This window comes from Shewanella sp. JNE2 (assembly GCF_023159115.1).
GTDB classification, from domain to species: Bacteria; Pseudomonadota; Gammaproteobacteria; order Enterobacterales; family Shewanellaceae; genus Shewanella; species Shewanella putrefaciens.
Window position 1 is genome coordinate 4,392,035 of record NZ_CP096169.1, and the last position, 22,392, is coordinate 4,414,426.

At 44.9% G+C, this 22,392-nt stretch carries 21 protein-coding genes; 12 read left to right on the plus strand and 9 right to left on the minus strand.

The window, feature by feature from the left end; all coding sequences use genetic code 11:
• Positions 1–99 precede the first annotated feature (99 nt).
• Positions 100–531, plus strand: a complete 432-nt coding sequence (locus MZ182_RS19465) for an Lrp/AsnC family transcriptional regulator (RefSeq protein WP_014611747.1) — start codon at positions 100–102, stop codon at positions 529–531.
• Between the two features lie 278 nt (positions 532–809).
• On the opposite strand, the gene nrfD is transcribed toward MZ182_RS19465, so the two are convergent.
• The 4 genes from nrfD to MZ182_RS19485 all read right to left on the minus strand — a co-directional run bounded on the left by nrfD (position 810) and on the right by MZ182_RS19485 (position 3,457).
• Positions 810–1,751: a cytochrome c nitrite reductase subunit NrfD gene (gene nrfD, locus MZ182_RS19470; RefSeq protein WP_011791120.1), complete on the minus strand. Its 942-nt coding sequence runs from the start codon at positions 1,749–1,751 to the stop codon at positions 810–812.
• Complete coding sequence (locus tag MZ182_RS19475; protein WP_011791121.1) at positions 1,748–2,434, minus strand: 4Fe-4S dicluster domain-containing protein; 687 nt, start codon at positions 2,432–2,434, stop codon at positions 1,748–1,750. Before MZ182_RS19475 ends, nrfD begins: the two co-directional genes overlap by 4 nt.
• A gap of 4 nt (positions 2,435–2,438) precedes the next feature.
• Positions 2,439–2,903, minus strand: a complete 465-nt coding sequence (locus MZ182_RS19480) for a nitrite reductase (protein WP_011791122.1) — start codon at positions 2,901–2,903, stop codon at positions 2,439–2,441.
• A 77-nt stretch (positions 2,904–2,980) separates the two neighbouring features.
• Positions 2,981–3,457, minus strand: a complete 477-nt coding sequence (locus MZ182_RS19485) for a hypothetical protein (RefSeq protein WP_011791123.1) — start codon at positions 3,455–3,457, stop codon at positions 2,981–2,983.
• Positions 3,458–3,868: 411 nt separating this feature from the next.
• On the opposite strand from MZ182_RS19485, the gene MZ182_RS19490 reads away from it, so the two are divergent.
• From MZ182_RS19490 to menE, 5 genes are all read left to right on the plus strand, one after another.
• Positions 3,869–4,837, plus strand: a complete 969-nt coding sequence (locus MZ182_RS19490; protein ID WP_011791124.1) for a LysR family transcriptional regulator — start codon at positions 3,869–3,871, stop codon at positions 4,835–4,837.
• A gap of 181 nt (positions 4,838–5,018) precedes the next feature.
• Positions 5,019–6,740, plus strand: a complete 1,722-nt coding sequence (menD, locus tag MZ182_RS19495) for a 2-succinyl-5-enolpyruvyl-6-hydroxy-3-cyclohexene-1-carboxylic-acid synthase (protein ID WP_115016844.1) — start codon at positions 5,019–5,021, stop codon at positions 6,738–6,740.
• A complete protein-coding gene (menH, locus tag MZ182_RS19500; RefSeq protein WP_011791126.1) occupies positions 6,740–7,528 on the plus strand; it encodes a 2-succinyl-6-hydroxy-2,4-cyclohexadiene-1-carboxylate synthase in 789 nt (262 codons plus the stop codon). Before menD ends, menH begins: the two co-directional genes overlap by 1 nt.
• Before the next feature lie 27 nt (positions 7,529–7,555).
• Entirely contained in the window at positions 7,556–8,650 is a 1,095-nt protein-coding gene (menC, locus tag MZ182_RS19505; protein WP_248066716.1) for an o-succinylbenzoate synthase, read from the plus strand.
• Positions 8,622–10,052 (plus strand): o-succinylbenzoate--CoA ligase, encoded by a 1,431-nt coding sequence (gene menE / locus MZ182_RS19510; RefSeq protein ID WP_411028076.1) that lies wholly within the window; start codon positions 8,622–8,624, stop codon positions 10,050–10,052. Before menC ends, menE begins: the two co-directional genes overlap by 29 nt.
• An 82-nt stretch (positions 10,053–10,134) precedes the next feature.
• Here the strand turns inward: menE and rpoH are convergent, their stop codons facing one another.
• The 4 genes from rpoH to ftsY all read right to left on the minus strand — a co-directional run bounded on the left by rpoH (position 10,135) and on the right by ftsY (position 14,370).
• The gene (rpoH, locus tag MZ182_RS19515; protein WP_248066721.1) at positions 10,135–10,992 is read right to left on the minus strand and encodes an RNA polymerase sigma factor RpoH; all 858 of its coding nucleotides are present in this window, start codon (positions 10,990–10,992) and stop codon (positions 10,135–10,137) included.
• Positions 10,993–11,239: 247 nt separating this feature from the next.
• Complete coding sequence (ftsX, locus tag MZ182_RS19520) at positions 11,240–12,205, minus strand: permease-like cell division protein FtsX (RefSeq protein WP_011791138.1); 966 nt, start codon at positions 12,203–12,205, stop codon at positions 11,240–11,242.
• The gene (gene ftsE, locus MZ182_RS19525) at positions 12,202–12,918 is read right to left on the minus strand and encodes a cell division ATP-binding protein FtsE (RefSeq protein ID WP_011791139.1); all 717 of its coding nucleotides are present in this window, start codon (positions 12,916–12,918) and stop codon (positions 12,202–12,204) included. Before ftsE ends, ftsX begins: the two co-directional genes overlap by 4 nt.
• Positions 12,919–12,921: 3 nt before the next feature.
• Positions 12,922–14,370: a signal recognition particle-docking protein FtsY gene (gene ftsY / locus MZ182_RS19530; protein ID WP_248066725.1), complete on the minus strand. Its 1,449-nt coding sequence runs from the start codon at positions 14,368–14,370 to the stop codon at positions 12,922–12,924.
• A gap of 213 nt (positions 14,371–14,583) precedes the next feature.
• Here ftsY and rsmD point away from each other — a divergent pair, with 213 nt between their 5' ends.
• Positions 14,584–15,249: a 16S rRNA (guanine(966)-N(2))-methyltransferase RsmD gene (rsmD, locus tag MZ182_RS19535; RefSeq protein WP_248066728.1), complete on the plus strand. Its 666-nt coding sequence runs from the start codon at positions 14,584–14,586 to the stop codon at positions 15,247–15,249.
• The gene (locus MZ182_RS19540; protein ID WP_248066731.1) at positions 15,233–15,508 is read left to right on the plus strand and encodes a DUF1145 domain-containing protein; all 276 of its coding nucleotides are present in this window, start codon (positions 15,233–15,235) and stop codon (positions 15,506–15,508) included. The genes rsmD and MZ182_RS19540 overlap by 17 nt, the downstream gene beginning before the upstream one ends.
• A 74-nt stretch (positions 15,509–15,582) precedes the next feature.
• Here MZ182_RS19540 and cymA read toward each other — a convergent pair whose 3' ends face one another.
• Entirely contained in the window at positions 15,583–16,146 is a 564-nt protein-coding gene (gene cymA / locus MZ182_RS19545) for a NapC/NirT family cytochrome c CymA (protein ID WP_011791143.1), read from the minus strand.
• A 487-nt stretch (positions 16,147–16,633) separates the two neighbouring features.
• Between cymA and MZ182_RS19550 the strand changes: the two genes are divergently transcribed.
• The 4 genes from MZ182_RS19550 (at position 16,634) to MZ182_RS19565 (ending at position 22,305) form a co-directional block, all read left to right on the plus strand.
• Positions 16,634–17,074, plus strand: coding sequence for a hypothetical protein (locus tag MZ182_RS19550; protein ID WP_011791144.1), 441 nt, complete (start codon positions 16,634–16,636; stop codon positions 17,072–17,074).
• Between the two features lie 251 nt (positions 17,075–17,325).
• Positions 17,326–17,586 (plus strand): heavy metal-binding domain-containing protein, encoded by a 261-nt coding sequence (locus MZ182_RS19555; RefSeq protein ID WP_011791145.1) that lies wholly within the window; start codon positions 17,326–17,328, stop codon positions 17,584–17,586.
• A 21-nt stretch (positions 17,587–17,607) separates the two neighbouring features.
• Positions 17,608–19,146, plus strand: coding sequence for an efflux RND transporter periplasmic adaptor subunit (locus MZ182_RS19560; RefSeq protein ID WP_248066734.1), 1,539 nt, complete (start codon positions 17,608–17,610; stop codon positions 19,144–19,146).
• 9 nt (positions 19,147–19,155) lie between these two features.
• Complete coding sequence (locus tag MZ182_RS19565) at positions 19,156–22,305, plus strand: efflux RND transporter permease subunit (RefSeq protein ID WP_248066736.1); 3,150 nt, start codon at positions 19,156–19,158, stop codon at positions 22,303–22,305.
• Positions 22,306–22,392: the final 87 nt, after the last annotated feature.

The following is a 22,392-nucleotide window of genomic DNA, read 5'->3' on the forward strand; positions in this document are numbered from 1 at the left end:
GTAAAATAGTGCGCCTAATACTCTGCCCATTCCATTGTGACTAAAACCAATGGAAAATAGCGCACTGATTCAATATCACTATTTGCACTGGAGCCCAATTTGGATAAGTTCGATACTGCAATCATTAACTGTTTACGTCAAAATGCACGCCAGAGCGTGTCACATATTGCTGAACAAGTAAGCCTTTCCCGCAGCGCCATTGCAGAGCGAATTAAGAAATTAGAACAATCTGGAGTGATCCGCGGTTATCAAGTCCTTTTGAGCGAATCGCAAAAAGAAGGTGTGTCGGCCTATTTTGAGATCCAACACCAATGCTCACGCTGCGCAGACGTCGTGCATGTCTTTCAAGCCATCCCTGAAGTCATTACATGCCGTGGTATTTCTGGGGATATGGATTTACTGGTTTATGTCCAAACGCCATCAATGCGTCGTTTACATGAGATCCGTGAATATATTGATGCTCATTCCGATATAACCAAGATTAAAACCCATATAGTGATGAGTGAATGGATCAATAATTTAGGCGAGTAAATTGAGTTTTGCCCCCTAGCAAGAAGCGCCACCCCTAAGGAATAAAGGTGGCGAAGCCCTTGTGGAGGCAGGGCAAAATACCTAAGTACAAAATATGGATTCCTTTCCCAGCAACCTCCCTGTGACAACGGATTGCGCGAGATACCAATCCCCAATAGTTCAGTCATAGCTATTGGAGGTGTTACCTCACAGTGTTTTCCTTAGACACTGTTTTTCGCAATCCGTCGAATCCCTTAACACTGATATTGATATACTTGCTAACAACGTATTCTGCCCTGTTAGGCAATGGTCATTTGCCCGGTGTAAAGGATAAAGTTTCGCAGTAACAGCACTCCTATCAAACTAATACATGCTGTACCCGCCACATAAGCCCACTTGCGCTTAGAGGTTGCCGTCATAAACAGATTCATTGCTAATGGGCCAGATAAACCAAGACCAATGATACCGAGCCAGAAAATCCATCCCCAGAAGCCATAACCAATGGCGTTAAAGGCCGCAATTTTACTCTGTCCACCCGTTAACACTAAGCCCATAAAGAAGGTAAAAATCAGCACGATTTCGACTAAAATCAGTGGAATTTCAACTTTATGGATAAAATGCACTTCCTTACCATTAGGACTACCATTGAGCAATACACCACCCAGTAAAGAAGATGCCGCACCAGAAGACAGTCCCGATGCCAAAAACAGCAAAGGTAACACTGGATTTTTAAGCATTGGATAACCAGGCAAGGCCGATAGTAAAAATCCTGTATAAGCCCCGAGTGCCAAGGAGAAAATCACTAACAAGCCAGTAATTGTCGCCTCATAGCGTGCTAAGAGTGCCGTCAACTTAAGCACTATCGGGAAACGCTTTTCACACCAAGCATCCACTGGCTTACGGAAGGTAATACCTATCCACATAAACATAAAAACTTGATAAATCAGTAGAATAAGCACACCCATCGACATGACAGATTTAGGGTTGTAAAACACTAAAATCTTCCAAAAATCGAGCGGTTTAGTTAAATCAATGACCAAAATACCTAACCCGGCCATGACAGCAACGGGAGCCACAATACAGGCTGCTTGCACAAAACCTGACTGATAGGCGTTATGTTTAAGTACAAAATGTTTTAACAGTACAGCGAAGAACATAGCACCCGCTGAAACACCGGCTAAAAACAAGTAAATCGCAATCGGCCAATGCCAGACTAAGGTATCAAAATGCAGTGCGCTCATAATGTCACCTCCCCTGATTTTGCAACGATACGGAACAGTTTAGGTCTCGTTCCGAGATCAACCTTAGCGCGTTGGGTTGGATTAGACCGCAGCACTTGAACAACCTCTGACGTCGGGTCTTTTAAATTACCGAACACGAGTGCTTTTGTTGGACAAGCAGCAACACAAGCAGGCTGTTTACCTTGAGCCAAGTTCGTTTCACGGCAGAAATCACACTTATCCGCAGCACGGGTGACAGGATGGATAAAACGCACTTGATAAGGACAAGCCGCAATACAATATTGGCAACCTACGCACTTCCAAGCATCAACAGAAACAATGCCCGTTTCTTTATCAATAAACGCTGCTCCCGTTGGGCAAACATTCACACAGGGTGCATCTTCACAATGTTGACAAGACTTGCGGCTAAAGTGATAAAACTGATTAGGGTATTCGCCAAAAGGACCTTCTCTTTTTATTTCAATCCTAGAAACACCTTCAGGCACATTATTCACTTCACGGCAGGCCACTTCACATGCTTGGCAGCCAATGCACTTAGTTTCATCATGGATAAGTGCATATTTCACATCAGCTTCAGCTTTAACACTGCCTGATGCATTCACAGTGGCGAGAAGTGAGGCGCCAGATGCACCCGCTAATAAAGCACAGGTACCTTTAAGAAATCTTCTTTTTGAATTTTCCATAACTTTACTCCTGCTTGCCAGTGTGGCAACTGCTACATAGCTCACTGCGAACCTTTAGCGTCATCTGCGCCATTGGATCCGTTGGACTATGTAATTTATGGCAGGCAGCACAAGGCACTTTTTTCGCGTGCACGTTATGTGTCCAATCTGCTTCACCGAGCTTTTTCTTGGTATGGCACTTCTGACACGCACCAAGTTGAACCGTCATATCCGACGCGTCTTGCATACCGAAGACCACCAAATCATTTGGTTTTTTAGGGTGGTCGCCCTTTTCGCCGTGGCAGGAAGAACAGGTCATTTTCATCGCATCTTGGCCATGATGCCCTAACATTTGACCGTTACGCTTGTGACACTTCATGCAAGCATCACTGTTAATTTGATTGGCTGGCTCAGCACTCATTGCAGAAAAGCTTAAAAGCAATGTCGCAGCACCTAAGCGTAACGACCACAGCCATTGTCTTTTTGACATAGGAAGTCCTCACATTTATCCGTAGGAAGGTAAAGAAGGAGTCAGGGTTCGGATAGATCCGAACCCGACGGTCAAGATCACACAGCTAAGGCTTGCTTAAGACTCTGAGTATCCCACTGTTTATGCGGGTTCATTTCAATGAAATTGATATTGAACTTGCTAAACAATTTTTTCAGTGGTGAGTTGGTCTCTTTACCAAAATCACTGATCACCATTTTCACTTCAGATGAATCATGGTCAATTAATACATAATCGAGTCGGCATTCATGATTTAATTCCGCATCATGGTGATCCATCTCAAATACTGTGTCTAATGGTACGTTACAACAAACATCGTATTTACCTTCAACAACAGTTTTTAATGATTTAAAAAAATTGAAGCTTTGTTTATCAAACAGCACTGGTTTAAGTTTCATTTCATGGTGTGCGGCTTCATCAGGATCTGCTCTAAAAAACTTAATGCAAGTCATGACAAACATCACAAACACGAATGGTACTGCTACGAATAGTACGAAGTACATAAACGCATAGCTGAGAATGACTGAAGTATTCATACACGCCTCCAAAAACTAATTTATATTTTTGTTGTCTCATTTAAAGCAACTTCAGTATTATTTGAAAACACTTAACTTTTATTGACCAGCATCACACTTGCAAATAACAATTTAAATATAAACAATGATTTACACAACCGATCACATTGCAAAATTATGCAAATCTTAAATGCAGATATTGGTATTTGATAATTCAATTATTAGATTTTGATTGCGTGAATATCATTTTTTGAAATTTCAAATTTCATTAAAAATCGCCTTTTAAATATAAAAAACAAAATAAAAAGCCTTTGACACACATAGATAAACTCTAGATCCTAAACTTGGGATTAGTTTCACATTAAATTTATTAATTAACAGCATAATTAGTCTGCACTTTAAGTATTTACTCAATATTAAGGAATATAAAAAATGCATATTAGTAACATGGATGGCCTCGATATTCTGAGTTTAAAAATACTTGTTTCGTTATATGAGAACAAGTCAGCAACCTATGTATCGAAGGCTCTTGATATTCCAGCGCCTAAAATCAGTCGTAGCCTTAAAAATCTACGGGAAATTTTTGGTGACGAACTCTTTATTCGGCGTAAATACGGCTTATTTCCAAATGAGTTTGCTACTCATTTATATCCAATTGCAAAAGAAGCTATTGAGTGTACCGATAAGTTTCAAAAAGCCAGAATGGCAAATACTCGCCAAGTAAAAACGCATGTTGAAATTGCTGCGCCAGGATTAATTGCCTATGCCTTTCCTAAAGCCTTAATGCAGGCGATTAAAGAAGAGCAAAAACCTATGCACATTAATATTAACCCTTGGTCTATGCATACCACTCAGGACATTATTAATGGTGATATCACACTAGGTATTTGTTGCAATAAAAGCGCAGCCGATGTCGCTGCCTTCGGCGATAAACTGCTAACGACTGAATTGCACCGCATGGATAAACTCTACCTAATTGCTAGCAGGCATCATCCTATTTTTAAAAGGGAAATCACCTTAGAAACCATTGCTGAATATCCCTATGTCAATACCGATCTTGGCAATCCCAGCACCAAATTGAGTCCATACCAAGAGTTTTGCATTACTAATGGTATAAAACTCAATACTGAAATTACCATTACCAGTATTTCAAGTTTGTTTGAGTATCTAGGTGAAAGTAATGCCGTATCTTTATTGCCCTATCGGATAGTCTACGAAATGGTGAGCGATATTCCTGAACTGCATACTTGCCAACTATCGCAATACGAAGCTGAACGTCTCTATGCAGATACCGAAGCACCAACGATTTTTTTAGTGCAAAAAAATCAGCCCAACGCCATCAATGAGGATCTAAAATGGTTAAGTGGAGAAATTCAAAAAATCGTCGATCGTATTATTTAGCCTAGCGATAATGAAACACTGTCAATTGGAAACCACCGACATCAAAGGTGATAGGGTTACCTATGCCTAAGCTTTTCGCACACCTCCACCATTTATGCGCCCAAGATTTGTTAAACCAAGCATACATCTTGCGGCGTAAACGCGTTACACTAAGCCCATCTTTATCCTAATAGATTCAGTTATGCGGACCGAAAATACAGCCACACTCAATCTTATTTGGGGCGCACTTATTCTTGAGGAACTTGCACGCATTGGGGTGCAACATGTGTGTATGGCGCCGGGCTCACGTTCAACTCCTTTAACCCTTGCTGCTGCCCAACAAACAAAGCTGAAACGCCACCTGCATTTTGATGAACGTGGATTAGGTTTTATGGCCTTAGGTCTTGCTAAAGCAAGCCGAGCTCCCGTCGCTATTATCACCACCTCAGGTACTGCTGTCGCCAACTTATATCCTGCAATCGTTGAAGCTTGGCTCACCCATGTACCTTTAATCGTCTTGAGTGGTGATCGCCCGCCAGAATTGCTCGACTGTGGCGCAAACCAAGCCATAGTTCAGCCCGGTATTTTTGCTCATTACGCCAAGCAAATTAACTTGCCAACACCCGATGCACACATTGCACCACAGGCATTACTCACCACCATTGATGAAGCGGTGGCAAATCAGACTCGTCCTGTGCATATCAACTGCATGTACCGTGAACCTTTGTACCCAAGTGAGCTAGGCGCCCCTATTCTCGATACCGAATCGCCCTACCTCAAACCCTTGCAAACTTGGCTGCAATTGTCGCGGCCTTATACTCAATACGGTAAATATAAGCAGGTAAGCAACCCTAGTGACGATGCAATAATGCGTTTCGTCCATGGAAAGGGGGTCATTGTTGCTGGCACATTAACCCCTGAACAAGATCCACAACAGCTCATTGCCCTATCGCAAAAAATTGGTTGGCCTCTACTCACGGATGCCCAATCACAATTGCGCCAGCACCCCGCTGCCATCGGAAATATTGACCAACTATTACAACATCCAAAGGCGCGTAATCTATTACAAGAAGCGGATCGTGTACTCGTATTTGGTGGCCGTTTATTATCAAAACGCTTAATAAGTTATTTAGCAGAGCAGCACTGGCACAGTTACTGGCAAGTGTTGCCAGAGCAAAACCGACTCGACCCTAGCCATAATGCCAAGCATGTTTGGCATGCCAATGCCGCACAATTTGCAGCATTAAATTGGTATCGGTCTTCCTCCGCGAACTGGGCCAATACCCTCATTACCTATAATGATGAACTACATAACTTATTTGTTCGCAATATCGATCACGGGGAATTTGGCGAAGCGCAGGTTGTACGCGCTATTGCAAATACTCGTCCACTAGAACAACAACTGTTTATCGGCAATAGTCTGCCCGTTCGCTTATACGACATGTATGCCCCAGTCAGTTGCTGCACTGCCACCACTTATACTAACCGCGGCGCCTCGGGCATTGACGGTTTACTGGCAACGGCTTGTGGCCTTGCAGCCCATGAAGGTAAGCCTACAAGTTTGATTATTGGTGATTTATCCCAATTGCATGACCTTAACTCGCTGGCTATTGCCAAAAGCTTAGCTAGCCCATTAGTGATTGTGATCCTCAATAATGATGGCGGCAATATCTTCAATCTGCTGCCTGTTCCTAATGAACAAGTGCGCAATGACTACTATCGACTCAGCCACGGCTTAGAATTTGGTTACGCCGCAGCCATGTTTAATCTGCCCTATAATCAAGTAGATAATTTAGCCGATTTTCAAGATAGCTATAATGAAGCGCTGGATTTTCAAGGGGCTTCGATCATTGAAGTCAATGTTAGCCAAACGCAAGCCAGTGACCAAATTGCTGAGCTCAACCTGTGGGTGAAACAAAGCTGATGCCAACCATGGCCCGTTACGGTGAAACATCACTACCGGTCTTAGTATTACTACACGGTTTTTTAGGTACTAAGGCCGACTGGTTGCCGTTAATGCCAGTGCTAAGTCAGCACTTTCATTGCATTTGTGTGGATCTGCCAGGCCATGGTGATAATCAAGACGAGTTAGCGCCAACCGAGTTGGAGGGATTTAGCCAATGTGTGGAAAATGTGATCGCACACCTTGATGGGCTCCACATAGGTCAATTCCACCTTTATGGCTATTCTCTCGGTGGCCGTATTGCTCTTCACCTTGCCAATACTTACCCACAAAGGTTACTGAGCTTAACCCTCGAATCCTGTCATCCAGGGCTAGATGATCTGGAAGAAAAAACCACCAGAGCCAGTAATGATGCACTGTGGGCAGATCGTTTAATGAGGTTAAGTAGCAAAGAGTTTCTGGCCTTGTGGTACCAACAGGCGGTTTTCGCCGATATGAGCACAACCAAACGCCAAAGTCTGATTGATTTACGCACAAAAGCATTAGATCAACACCCCAAACAAAAACTACAACAGATCTATCTTGCGACTTCACTTGCCAAGCAAGCATCCCTGTGGAATGTCCCTTCACAATTAACCTGCGAATGCCATTTTTTTGCGGGCACTGAAGATAGTAAATTTTCGGCCATTGCCGAAAAATGGCAACAGCAAGCGCCTATTCTCCTCCATAGCATTCACGGCGCAGGACACAACATACACCAAATGGCACCCGCTGCATTAATCTCAAAAATCGTGGCCTTGCTAGGGTAATTTACCGAATAAAAATGTAGGAAACCTATGATCTTAACTTCGCTTAGCTTGTATCAATATCGACTGCCACTTGAGGTATTACTCCCCGTTGGTAAGCAACGAATCGATCACAGAGCAGGGTTAGTCTTGCAAGCCTTTGCCAGTGCTAACGATAGAGATACACAGGTTGAAGTGGACATTGCCCCGCTCTCAGGTATTGATATTGAGCAGCACGATATTTTAGGATTTAGCCGCGAAAACCTCGCCCAAGTACGAAGTGCATTAACAGCGTTATTACCTCAGCTTAGTGGGCAACACATCGATAAACTTATCGACTTTTCCGAGCAAACGCCTTATCCCTCATTAGCATTCGGCTTAAGTCTGCTGCATGCTAAATTAATGGGAAAACTCGCGACGGTAAGGCCGCAAAACAGCACTGTGCCTTTGATTTATCATCCAACCGATGCCAGTAAGGCTCTGCTTGCGAACAAAATTGCCCATCTGGGCAAGGATGTTCGCTCCGTAAAAGTCAAAGTCGCACAGACCTCTATCGAAGATGAGCTAAGTTTAATTTATGGTATTTTAAGTACACGGCCGGACATCAAATTACGTTTGGATGCAAACCGCGGTTTTAGCTTGGAACAAGCCATCACATTTGCCGCCTGCTTGCCATTAGAGGCTATCGAATATATCGAAGAACCTTGCCATAACCCACGGGATAACCCTGCATTTTATCAAGCCATAGGGCTGCCCTTTGCCTTGGATGAATCGCTAAATGATCCTGAATATCAATTTGAGATGCATAAGGGACTCGCGGCAATCATTATTAAGCCAATGTTACTCGGTAGCCTCGAAAAACTATCTCAGTTAATCGATATCGCACAAAACCATGGCGTGCGTTGCATTTTAAGCTCCAGCCTTGAAAGCAGTTTAGGTATCCGTGATTTAGCACATTTAGCGACAATCCTCACACCCGATGAAACCCCGGGTCTGGATACCTTAAACGCCTTTAGCCAAGATTTAATTGTGTCATCGGGTAAAACCCAATGCCTAACACTCTCACAGCTTGAACTTATCGCGCAGCATACTACCCACGCAAAAACCAATACCGATAATGAATTGGCAGAAGCGAAGGGGGAGTAGCGTGTCTTTTACCCCTACCGCCATATCCCCCTTACACCAAGCTGCAAGGGATTTTCCACAACAAACAGCCATCACGCTAGCTGGAAAAAGCATCAATTATCAGACGCTAAGCCAACAGGTTATCGCCCTTGGTGAGCAATTAACGGCATTGGGTATAAAGGAAGGCAATCCCGTTGCCTGTATTTCTATTAATAACCTTGAAATGATCTGCCTATATTGGGCCTGTATCGATATTGGTGCGATATTTTTCCCAATTTCGCCACGCTTCCCCACCACGCAAGTACAAGCTCTCATTGATACCCATCAAGTGGGCTATTATTGGAGCCCAACACCTGACTCCGCATTGCGACATTGCAGCCCCTTAGAACTGCAGTTTAATCTTCTGAGTACTCAGTCCGCAAAATCAATAGATTTTACGCGCCCAAGCAATGTGATTTTAACCTCTGGCTCAAGTGGTTTTCCTAAAGCGGCGGTGCATTGCTTAGCCAATCATATTGCCAATGCCGAAGGTGCGCGCTGTGTCATCCCTTTAGAAAAGGGAGACGCTTGGTTACTCTCTCTACCGTTATTTCATATCGGTGGCCTTGCCATCCTGAATCGCTGTGCCTTAGTTGGTGCCAGTGTAGCCATGCCAGATCCCGTTATCAGCCTAAATCAGCAGATAACGCGTGATAAACTCACCCATGTTTCTTTAGTGCCCGCACAACTTATCAAGCTACTGAGCGACGAAAATGGGAAGCTTGAAAGTATCAAAGCATTGCTACTCGGCGGCGGCGCTATTTCTACAGATTTACTTAACCAGCTTAAATTACGCAATATTGCGAGTTTTACCAGTTACGGCATGACAGAAATGGGCTCGCAGATCACCACAGGCTCGGCCTTAAGTGACGGCAGCAGTGGCAAACTACTCCCCAAACGTGAGCTTAAAATAGCAGACGGTGTGATTTGGGTTAGGGGCGAATGCTTATTTATGGGTTATCTCACGGATAAGGGAATCGAAAAACCACTCGATACCGACGGTTGGTTTTATACCAAAGACAGGGGCGAGTGGGATGCCAATGGTAATCTGCATATCCTTGGCCGCGTCGATAATATGTTTATCTGTGGCGGTGAGAACATTCAGCCAGAAGAAATTGAAGCGGCACTAAAACAACATCCTCTCATTGACGATGCTATCGTCTTTGCTGAGCCTGACGCACAATTTGGCCATCTCCCCGCCGCGATTGTACGCGGAAAAATCACCGAAGATATGACCACAATCGCAACTGAACTCGAACCCTTTCTCGTCGACAAAATTGCCCGCTTCAAACGCCCACGCCACTATTACCCATGGCCTGAAGATAGCGAACAAATGGGGCTAAAAGTGAATAGAAAAGCCCTGATCGCTCACTTTGTTCAATAATCTATAGATACGAATTTCTGCCACAAAAAAACCTGCCGAAGCAGGTTTTTTGTTTCTAACATCGACATAAATTGCAGCCTAGTTAGGCTTCCATACAGGCCTTAAGCTTGTTCATGGCGTTTTTCTCTAACTGGCGAATACGCTCAGCCGAGACTTGATAGGTTTCGGCCAATTCCTGCAGTGTGGTTTTATCGTCATCTAACCAACGGGCGCGCAGAATATGCTGGCTACGTTCGTCTAAGGTTTTGATGGCCGATAATAAACGACCTTGGGCATTGGATTCCCAGTTGTCGTTTTCGATGTTTTCGGCTAAATCTGACGAATGATCTTCAAGATAATGAACTGGGGAAAAATCCTGTTCATCATCATTATCACTGGTCAAATCAAACGCGGGATCTTGGGCTGCCATACGTGATTCCATTTCGGTCACATCAGCTTTAGATACACCTAAATTTTCAGCCACCATAGTGACTTCTTCATCGCTAAACCAACCTAAGCGTTTTTTCGCTTTACGGATGTTAAAGAACAACTTACGTTGTGCTTTCGTGGTGGCGACTTTAACAATGCGCCAGTTTTTCAGCACATATTCATGAATTTCTGCTTTGATCCAGTGCACAGCAAAGGACACCAGACGTACGCCAACATCGGGATCGAAGCGTTTTACTGCTTTCATTAGACCGATATTGCCTTCTTGGATCAAATCCGCCTGTGGCAGACCGTAACCTGAATAGCCTTTTGCAACATGCACAACAAAGCGTAAATGCGACATAATCAGTTGCTTCGCTGCTTGCAGATCACCCGTTTCCTGCAAACGCTTGGCTAACTCATACTCAGCCTCAGCGTCCAGCATACTGATGCTAGTCACTGAATGGATATAAGCCTCTAGACTACTACTGCCCTGTGGGACTGTCAGTGCCATTGATTGCGTTTGAAAGGTCATTCGCGCTCCTACTTTTCTTACTAAATACTTATCAAATATAAGTCGATTGCCATCTTGGATTATAGCAAAACACCTCAAGAATAGGCTGACGAACTATCGGCTAATTGACAGAGTATGTCAACCTTGGCTCGTCTTGGGGGTTACTTCTGCTCATCTAAGGCGTTACTTTTAACCCCGTTGAATAGACATTGCAAGTGAACAAAAGTTCATCGTAAAGGTTTTACCTATTCACTTTAATGCTAATGAACTAAGAGGGTTCTATTGCCCGTAGGTGTTGTCGGACGGATAAATACGAACCCAACCAGCCTAGGAAGGATGCTAACCCCACCAATTGTAGTAACTCTAATAAAGTGAGTGATTTCATTTCAAGTTGACTACCGTACAAACCCAATAACTCAGCAAGGGCGGAGTCAAGATACAAAACAAGTAAATTAATGATAATCCAAGCTAATATTCCACCAATCACCCCATACCAAATACCAGTATAAAGGAAGGGTCTTTGGATAAAAGACTCGGTTGCCCCCACTAATTTCATCACTTCTATTTCGGTACGGCGGTTCATAATCGCTAGACGAATTGTGTTGCCTATGACCAGCACAACAGCCAATACCAGTAAAGCCGCAATCGCCATCACAGTGCGCTCAAGCAAGCGCACTACCGCCTGTAAACGCTCAAGCCATTCAATATCTAAACGTCCAAAGCTAATTTCAGGTTCACGCTCTAACTTAGTTAATAGCTCACGTGCACCTATAGGCGTGGAGTATCTCGGTGTGGGGGTTACCGTTATCACGGCTGGCAGAGGGTTTTTATCAAGATAGGCCAGCGCTTCACCAAAGCCTGATAGACGCTGAAACTCCTCCAACGCTTGGTTGCGATCGATGTACTGGACTTTGTCCACCTCAGAATAAAGACGAATACGTGTCAGCAAACTTTGAATCGTTTGGTCACTGCGGTTTTCATCAATAAATAATGATATCTCCGCGGCACTGTTCCATGAACTTGTAATCGTTTCAGCATTCTTGACTAAGACTTGCAGCGCGGCGGGCAAACTTAAGCTTACGCCCAGCACCGCCATGGTCATTACCGAAGATACAGGATTACGCCACAGTTCGCCCATACTCGCCATTGCCTGCTGCACATGGCGAATAAAAAACATCACTATCCGACCAGAAAGCGGTAACTTACTGCGCGTTAATTTAGCTGTATTGCTCATTGGCCATCACCTTTAACAGTCGGTTTACTGCGAGTATGTACGCTGTGGTGAAGTTCCTGTGAGCCTAACATTCGACCTTGTTTTAGGGTGAAAGTGCGGTACTTCATTCGTGCAATCAGTCCCAGATCATGGGTAGCGATTAACACACTCGTGCCCGCGTCATTGAAGGTTTCAAATAGACGGAGAATATCCATCGATAATTTAGGATCTAAGTTGCCTGTAGGTTCATCGGCAAGTAGCAATGGTGGCTTGTTTACAATCGCACGGGCGATACCTACACGTTGCTGTTCACCGCCGGACAACATAATCGGGTTATGCCGCTCTTTACCATATAAACCGACCATGTCGAGTGCACCAGCCACCCGCTTACGAATTTCGCCATGGGAGAAACCTTCTATCACCAGCGGTAAGGCTACGTTGTCGAACACACTACGGTCCATCAACAGATGATGGCTTTGAAAAATCATCCCGATATTGCGACGTAAATAAGGCACATGCTTCGCACTAATTTTGGCAATATCATGGCCGTTAATCGCCACGCGCCCCGTTGTCGCCCTCTCGATAACAGTGATCAATTTCAACAGCGTACTTTTGCCTGCACCAGAATGGCCGGTTAAAAATGCCATTTCACCTTGTTGTAGATGAAAATTCACATCTTCCAGCGCCATCTGGCCGCCAGGATAAATCTTACTGACCTGCTGAAAATCAATCATAAATTAGTTATCCGCTTTTTCTTGAGTGAACAAGGCATCGATAAATTCTTTTGAATTAAAAGTCCGCAAATCATCAATTTGCTCACCGACACCTATGTAACGGATCGGAATATTAAACTTGTCGGCAATCGCAAATACCACACCACCCTTTGCGGTTCCATCTAACTTACTGATAGTAAGCCCTGTAACACCTACGGCTTCTTGGAATAACTGTGCTTGGCTTATCGCATTTTGGCCTGTACTCGCATCCAATGTTAGCATGACCTCGTGCGGCGCTTCTGGGTCGAGCTTCTTCATCACCCGAACCACTTTCTTTAGTTCTTCCATCAAATGGGCTTTATTTTGTAAGCGACCCGCTGTGTCAGCAATCAACACATCGACTTTACGCGCTTTAGCGGCTTGCAGTGCATCGAACAATACAGAGGCACTGTCTGCACCTGTATGCTGGGCGACGACGGTAATATCGTTGCGTTGTCCCCAAACCTGTAATTGCTCGACAGCTGCCGCGCGGAAGGTATCACCGGCGGCTAACATCACAGACTTACCTTGGCTTTGATATTGTTTAGCCAACTTACCGATAGTAGTAGTTTTACCCACACCATTGACGCCAACCATTAAGATAACAAATGGGCCATTGGCATTATTGGGCACTAACGGAATAGCGACGGGATCGAGTGTTTTTTGCAACTCATCACGCAGTAAATCATATAGTGCCTCAGCATCTTTAAGCTGCTTACGTGAGGCATGTTCAGTCAACTTATTGATTAATCGCGTGGTAGTTTCGACGCCAACGTCGGCGATTAATAATTGTTCTTCGAGTTCTTCAAACAGATCATCGTCAATTTTCTTGCCGCGAAATAGGCCGATAAAACCACTGCCAATATTCTCGCTGGTACGCATCAAGCCGCGTTTCAGGCGAGCAAATAATCCTTCCTTAACGGGTCTTTCCTGCGGCTCTGGTTGTAATTCGACCGCGGGCTCAATAGCTTGTGCAGTTTCAGCTTGAGCTAGTTGCTCTGCAGCGGCTTTCTCGGCCGCTAACTGCTGTGCTGCCAATTGTTCTACGATGCGTTGCTCTGCTGCTAACTGTGCGACGGCTAAGGCCTCAGCTGCATGTTTTTCGGCCCTGAGTTGTTCTGTGGCCAAACGTGTTGCTTCGGCTTGCTGTTTAGCGAAGTCCAGCGCTTCAATTCGAGCGTGCTCTACGGCAAACTGCTCTGCTTCGGCTTTTGCCTGTGCTTGTTCGGCAGTTAATTGTTCCGCGGCCTGTTTTTCAGCATGAGCGTGAGCTTCGACCTCTATAGCCAGTTGCACCTCAGCTTGTTCCTGCTGTGCTAAACGCTCTGTTGCATCAGCAGTATCTTGTGTTGGAGTAACAACTGGCGTTTCTGCGACGACCTCATCTTGTGACTTATCTTTACGAAACCAAGAGAAAAAACCTTTCTTTGCCATGTGTGATTCCAACGCTCTACTGCAATATTGAATTTTGAATAAGACCCTGATGTTATACCAGATTGCCTTAGCAATTACGCCCAAAAAGTCGGCAATTAGCTAAGCTCACTTAGCCTTCTCACCTTTTAGTGAGACTTTGATATAAAATAGCGGCCTTTATTAAGGTGGCACAGTCTACCACTTTCTTTCTTCAGGCAAAATCACGGGGGCACTTTGGTTAATCATCGAACGGTCAAAAATAATGTGACCAAGGGTCAAACCGCCAAAAATAAACCCGGCAGTGGACAAGTGCGGATCATTGCAGGCCAATGGCGCTCGCGTCGTCTACCTATCCAAGATCTCGAAGGTTTACGCCCAACGACTGACAGAGTTCGCGAAACACTCTTTAACTGGCTGGCCAATGACATAGTCAATGCACGTGTACTCGATTGTTTCGGCGGCAGCGGCGCCTTAGCCCTTGAAGCCTTATCTCGCTATGCCAGTTTTGCCCAAATTATCGAGTTACAACGCGGCGCTGCCATACAATTGAGAGAAAATCTCCAAACCCTTAAATGCGATAATGCCGAAGTGCTCAATGCCGACACTCTAGTGGTGTTGCAAAGGAGCTGTGAGCAAGGTTTCGATGTCGTGTTTATCGATCCCCCCTTTCGTAAGGGATTGGCAGAAAAGACGATTCAATTGCTAGATACTCAAGGTTGGCTCAATGATGGTGCCTTGATTTATGTCGAGATCGAGTCTGAATTAACGCAACTCGCCATCCCTTCCCGCTGGCATGCCTTAAAAGAAAAGAATGCAGGGCAAGTGAGCTACCGTTTATATCAATACCAACAAGCAGACACTGCTGAGATAAAAGAGGAAAACCATGTCCTTGCTGATTAACTTAGGCAAAACGATTACATTAGTGGCTTGGCTGATGATGTTCTATAACCTCATCATGCCATTTGACGGTAATGTCGCCATTGTTTTAAATATTATTTTTGGCATTACCTGCATGATGCACTGCTTTCAAGTGGCCATCTTCCATATGCTGTTTAAGAACTTACTGCCACTTCGTAAAACAGACTATCTGCAAGTCTTTATCTTCGGGATTTTTAGCCTGTTAGTTTATCGTCAGCGAGTGATGACTCAAGCGAGTTAACTCAATTAGCTCCAGACAGCAAAAAGCCCTCAAAAGAGGGCTTTTTAGTTCAAGAATGAATCGCTAAAAACCTATTATCCTTTTGGATATGGGTGAGCTACACCTTTATGGCAGTCAACACAGGTTTTTCTGGCTTCTGGATCTTTCTTAAAGTTATTAGTGTGCATTCTGACAGCCATAGGCTTCATAGTTTCTGGCTGGTTTTCATAAATGCGAGTATGGCAGTGTTGACAGTTAGCGGAGTCATTACTGCGGAAATACTTAAGTGCTAGATCGGCTTGCTCTTTACGGTTTTCATCTAACCAAGCTTGAGTGTTAAAGCCATCAATCGTTAAGAAACCATATAAGTCTTTAGATACAATGATTTTTTTGATCAAATAATCTACAGGGCCATGTGGTAAGTGACAGTCTTGACATTGAACGGTCACACCCGCACGACCACCACCATGGGCAGATGCAAGAACTTCATCCTTAAGTGAATGGTTGCTGTGACAGGACATACAGAACTGATCCGTACTTGTCGCATGTAAGGTTTGTTGGGTTGCGAAATAACCCACTACGCCGATAACAATACCGACGACCATCAGCGCCAGAATTGAATATTTTGCGCTAGGTTTAAATAGTGCACGCCAGTTCATTACTCTATCTCCAAAATTGCCAAAATTAGTTTTTATAAGTCTAGTTTATGCTATTTCACTTATTAGAAATTTGATTCTAAGCCTAAATCTATCGATTAAATTAAACTTAAAAGCGCAAAATGAGACATAGCTCTAACTATCAGGACAATAATTGGTCAAAACAGACCTATAGCAGAGCATTTATGCACTTCAACTAAAGCTAATGCAATCATCAAACAATCGCAAGTTATCGAATATTTGCAAAAACAAACCTACCTTTTTACAAAGTTATTTTCATAATGTGAAATTGTGATCGATAGCACACTTTGTTAATTCCCTGATATGACATAAACCAATATTAATGTTGGCAAAACTGTTCTCCATTGATAGCCAATGGGTATCTCATTGAGATAAATATGAGGTCTTGTCATTCCCTGAAATGTGAGTTAACGCATTGCAGCAGAATCCCTCTGTGCTAGAATCGAGCCGTTCATTATTTGGAATACTTATGCATCAAACTCTTAGTCGTTATCTATTTGTCATCTTCACTTTACTCGCACTCGTCGGGCAAAGTGTCGTGTCTAATGGTCACGCCATGGTGCCACACACTATGGATATGAGTGCGATGAACCATAAGATGCCAAGCCACGGAATGGATCATGCTGCAATGATGCAAATGAACACAGAGAACACTTCTGACGCCCATTCAATCGCCAACGCGGATTGCTGTAACGATGAAACGCTTCCCGGCGAACAACAGCATTGCTGTGATGGCACCACATCATGCTCAAATGATTGTGGTCATTGTTTGACGATTTCAGTTGCTGGCACTCTATTCAGCCCACACCTCTGGCCAAGTGTGAGCATAAGCGATACTGCAATGGCCACTCCTATGCCTCATTTCCACTCTATCTCTTTGTCTTCGGCCTTTAAACCACCGATAGCCTAGCCCTACTTTGCCCTAAATGGGCTGATCAGCCCTGAGTAAAAGTTAAGCTAAAACGAGAATTCGGTTAGCCCACAGCTAACACCCAATTTCGCCGTTTATTGTGGTGCCTTATCGTCAACCTAGGCATCCAAGCACTGCAACTTGTATAACTGAGCAATCATCAATCTTGGCATGTTAACCACCAAGAATGCTGACGTTCACTATCATGTGATGCGCTTATATTCGGCCGTAAATCCGATGGAGTGAACTATATGAAAATATTAACTAATCTTGTCTTAATTGCATTATTGGTAATGAGCACAAACTCATTTGCGACGACCACGCCGCACGAACATCATCACGGCAATGCCAATCCACAGGAACAAGCCCATACCCATGTTTGCCCTATGCACCCTGACGTGACAGGCGGCAAAGAGGACACTTGCCCTCAATGTGGTATGAACTTAGAACCAAAGGCAGCAGAAGCAAAACCAGCTGAAGGTGCGGTGAAAAACGCCCACAAACACCACTAAGCTTTGCTGGAGATGAGGCATATGAATCCATTTAAAACCGTAAAAAAGCAGGCACCCAATGCCGTACTAATCCTAAGCAGCTTACTGCTGGGATTACCGTTAAGCCATGCTCAACTATCGAGTGAAAAGGTTTTCGCATCGGGTACAGCTGGGACCACAGATCATTCACCGAAAAGTACCGAACTAAACCAAGTAAAAACTTACACTTGTCCAATGCATCCGGAAGTGCTCAGCCATGAACCCGGCCGCTGCCCTAAGTGCAATATGTTTTTAGTTGAAAAGGAAGGCACCGATACTAATTCAGCAGATCCACATGCTGAACATCAACATACAGATCACTTAGCGACAGACCATGCGCACACCTCGACCACGAAAGCGGCAAGTCAAGTGTTCGACACACCAACCTCTAAGGCTAACAATCTCGTTAAAAAAACCAGCGAAGAAACAACAACTAAATACATTTGCCCTATGCATGCCCACATCATCAGCGATGTGCCCGGTACGTGCCCTATCTGCGGTATGAATTTAGAAAAAGTCGAAACGGGCGGCAATACCCAAGAAATCAATATCAATGTTTCCGGCAGTATGCAGCAAGCGCTGGCACTCAAAGTCGCCAAGGTTGAACGCGACACACTGTGGAAATTTGTCGAAACCGTTGGACAAGTGGATTACGATGAAAGCCAAATAACGCATATCCATGCTCGAGTAACGGGTTGGGTTGAAAAACTGATGGTAAAGTCCATGGGAGACACAGTCAAAAAAGGGCAGCTACTCTATGAAATCTATTCACCCGATTTAGTCAATGCTCAGGATGATTATCTGCTTGCCTTAGATACCGCCAAAACGTCGGGCAACCAAAGATATCAAGATCTTGTTCGTAGAGCAGGTTTAAGGCTGTCATTCCTTGGATTTAACGAGCAACAAATCAAGCAATTAGCTAATTCGCGCCAAACCCAATATCGGGTACCCTTTTATGCACAACAGGATGGTGTAGTCGAAACACTGTCTATCCGCGATGGTATGTATATTGAGCCATCCACCGAGGTGATGTCGTTAGTTGACCTCTCTAAGGTTTGGGTGATTGCCGATGTGTTTGAAAACGAGCAAAGCTGGATAATCAAAGGACAACAGGCCGAAGTGGCGGTGCCCGCCATGAACTTAAGCGGGATAAAAGGCACTATAGATTATATCTATCCGGAACTTGATCCTGTCACGCGTAGCTTGCGAGTGCGTGTTGTGCTCAATAACACCCATGTTTCCCTTAGACCTAAAACCCTCGCTAAGGTCTCGCTTTTTGGCGGCCCCAATAAAGATACGCTAGTGATCCCACAGGAAGCCTTAATTCAAACGGGTAAAGAGAATCGCGTGATAGTCAAACAAGACGACAATAGTTTTGCCGCTAAAGTCGTGACCGTCGGCATGATGAGTCAAGGTAAAGCTGAGATTGTCTCGGGCTTAACCGAGGGCGAGCGCGTGGTGATCTCAGGGCAATTTTTACTCGACTCCGAAGCCAGCCTCAAGGGCAGCTTAATGCGTTTAAGCAGCGGTCATCAGCACTAGGAGCGCATCATGTTAAAGTACATTATCGAAGCCTCCATCAGACAACGACTTATGGTGTTGATCATTGCCATCATGATCACTGTTTGGGGCGTACAAGAGTTGCGTAAAACGCCACTCGATGCATTGCCCGATCTGTCGGATGTGCAAGTGATTATTAAAACGTCCTATCCTGGGCAAGCGCCTAAATTGGTAGAAGAACAAGTCACTTATCCTTTATCTACCGCCATGTTAGCTGTACCCGGCGCCAAAACGGTACGTGGCTATTCCATGTTCGGCGACTCCTATGTCTATGTGATTTTCGAAGATGGCACAGATATCTACTGGGCGCGCTCACGGGTATTAGAATACTTAAGTCAGATCAGTAGCCGTTTACCCCAAGGCGTACAACCGTCCCTTGGCCCCGATGCCTCAGGTGTGGGTTGGGTGTTTGAATATGCGTTGGTCGATCGCTCCGGCAGTTTAGATTTATCACAGCTCAAAAGCCTGCAGGACTGGTATCTTAAATTAGAGCTACAAAGCGTGGCTGGCGTGTCTGAAGTCGCAACCGTCGGTGGCATGGAGCAGACCTATCAGATTGTGCTCGAACCCGACAAAATGGCGATCTATAAACTGGATATCGCCAGCATTAAAGATGCGATAGAAAAATCTAATAGCGAAGCGGGTGGCTCGGTCATTGAGATGGCTGAAGCCGAGTATATGGTGCGCGCCAAAGGCTATCGTCAAACCCTTGAGGATTTCCGCGAAATTCCATTAGGCATCACCAGTCCTTCTGGCACGGGTCTATTACTCAAGGATGTCGCCACCGTGCGCAAAGGCCCGGCCTCACGCCGCGGTATAGCCGAACTCGATGGTGAAGGTGAAGTCGTAGGCGGCATTATTGTGATGCGTTACGGCGAAAATGCTTTATCCACGATTGATGCCGTAAAAGCTAAGCTTGAAGAACTGAAAGCTGGTTTACCCGATGGGGTTGAAATCATCCCCACCTACGACAGATCGCAACTCATTCTAAAATCCGTTGATAACCTGTTCAGCAAAGTTGTCGAAGAGATGCTGGTCGTAGGGCTGGTCTGTCTGCTGTTTTTACTGCATGCACGCTCAACCTTAGTCGCCATCATTACCCTGCCGCTTTCAATCCTGATTGCCTTTATCGTAATGAATAAGATGGGGGTCAATGCCAACATTATGAGTCTTGGGGGTATCGCGATTGCCATTGGCGCGGTGGTGGACGGCGCAATTGTGATGATTGAAAACCTGCACAAACATTTGGAGCAGTTTCACACAGAACACAACCGAGAACCCGATACCAAAGAACACTGGCGGATCGTCACCGAAGCCTCGATTGAGGTTGGCCCTGCACTATTTTTCTCTTTAATTATTATTACCTTAAGTTTTGTGCCTGTGTTTGCACTCGAAGCACAGGAAGGCCGTTTATTTGCGCCGCTGGCCTATACCAAATCCTTTGCTATGGCCGCTTCCGCATTATTAGCAATCACATTAGTGCCAGTCTTAATGGGCTATTTTATTCGGGGAAAAATTCCGAGTGAGCATAAAAATCCCATCAGTCGCGTGCTGATCGCTTTATATAAGCCATCGCTTAATCTGGTACTTAGGTTTCCTAAAATCACCTTAGCATTAGCGTTGATTGCCTTAGTCAGCGCTTGGTATCCGATGACGCGCATGGGCAGTGAGTTTATGCCCGAGTTAGAAGAAGGCGATTTACTCTATATGCCAACCACGTTACCAGGACTCAGTGCGGGCAAAGCCGCCGAAGTGTTACAGCAAACCGATCGTTTGATTAAAACCGTCCCCGAAGTCGCCCGCGTATTTGGTAAGGTGGGCCGCGCCGAGACTGCGACCGATCCCGCGCCGTTAACTATGCTCGAAACCACCATCATGCTTAAACCCCATGAAGAATGGCGCGAGGGTATGACCTTAGATGGCATCATCGCTCAACTGCAACAAACGGTGAAAGTGCCGGGTATCACGAATGCTTGGGTTCAACCCATCAAAACCCGTATCGATATGCTCTCGACTGGGATAAAAACCCCCGTTGGCATTAAGATCACCGGCGCCGATGTGAACGAACTACAAAGCCTAGGAGCAGAAATAGAGGCCATTCTCAGTAGAGTGCCACACACTAAGTCGGCCTATGCCGAACGCAGTGGCGGCGGGCGTTATATCGATATCACCCCAAAACTCGATGTGGCTGCACGTTACGGTATGTCATTGCAGGATATTCAAGATGTAGTACGTTACGCCATTGGCGGTATGGATATTGGTGAATCGATACAAGGGGCTGAGCGTTATCCCATCAACCTACGTTATCCCCGTGAGCTACGCGATAATATTGAGAAGCTACGTGAACTCCCTGTGATCACTAAATCGGGAAATTACCTGCCACTGCGAAATTTAGCGGATATCGAAATCACCGATGGCGCACCTATGCTCACCAGTGAAAATGGTCGCTTAATCTCTTGGGTGTTTATCGATATTGAAGGCACGTCTATCGGCGAATATATTACTACTGCCAAGCAAGCATTAACTGCCGAACTTAAAGTGCCCCCGCGCTACAGCTATACCTTCGCAGGCCAGTATGAATATATGCAACGGGTAGATGCAAAACTGAAGCAAGTGATCCCTATGGCCTTAGGTGTGATATTCATCCTGTTGATGATGACATTTGGCTCTACTTTGCAGGCGAGTATTATCATGCTCAGCCTCCCATTCGCGCTGGTCGGCAGCACTTGGCTATTGTATCTACTGGATTACAACATCTCAGTCGCCGTCGCAGTCGGTATGATTGCGTTGGCGGGCGTTGCCGCTGAGTTTGGGGTAATCATGCTGATTTACCTTAATAATGCCATTAAGCACAGGCAAGAGAAGAATAACTACCATACAGTTACCGATCTCAAAGAAGCTTTAATTGAAGGTGCTGTTATGCGTATTCGCCCCAAAGCGATGACAGTCGCCACTATCTTTTTTGGCCTACTGCCCATTATGTGGGGCGCGGGTTCGGGTAACGATGTGATGCAAAAAATCGCCGCACCTATGGTCGGTGGTATGGTCACAGCACCAATCCTGTCGCTCTTTGTGCTGCCCGCACTTTATCTATTAATTTACTCTCGTCAGTTAAAGAAAGAAGCTGCACCAATAAGTTAATAACGGTATCTCGCTAATAAAAATCCCCCAAGTGATTATCGCTTGGGGGATTTTTATGATCCCACTCAGGTTATTTAATCACCGTTA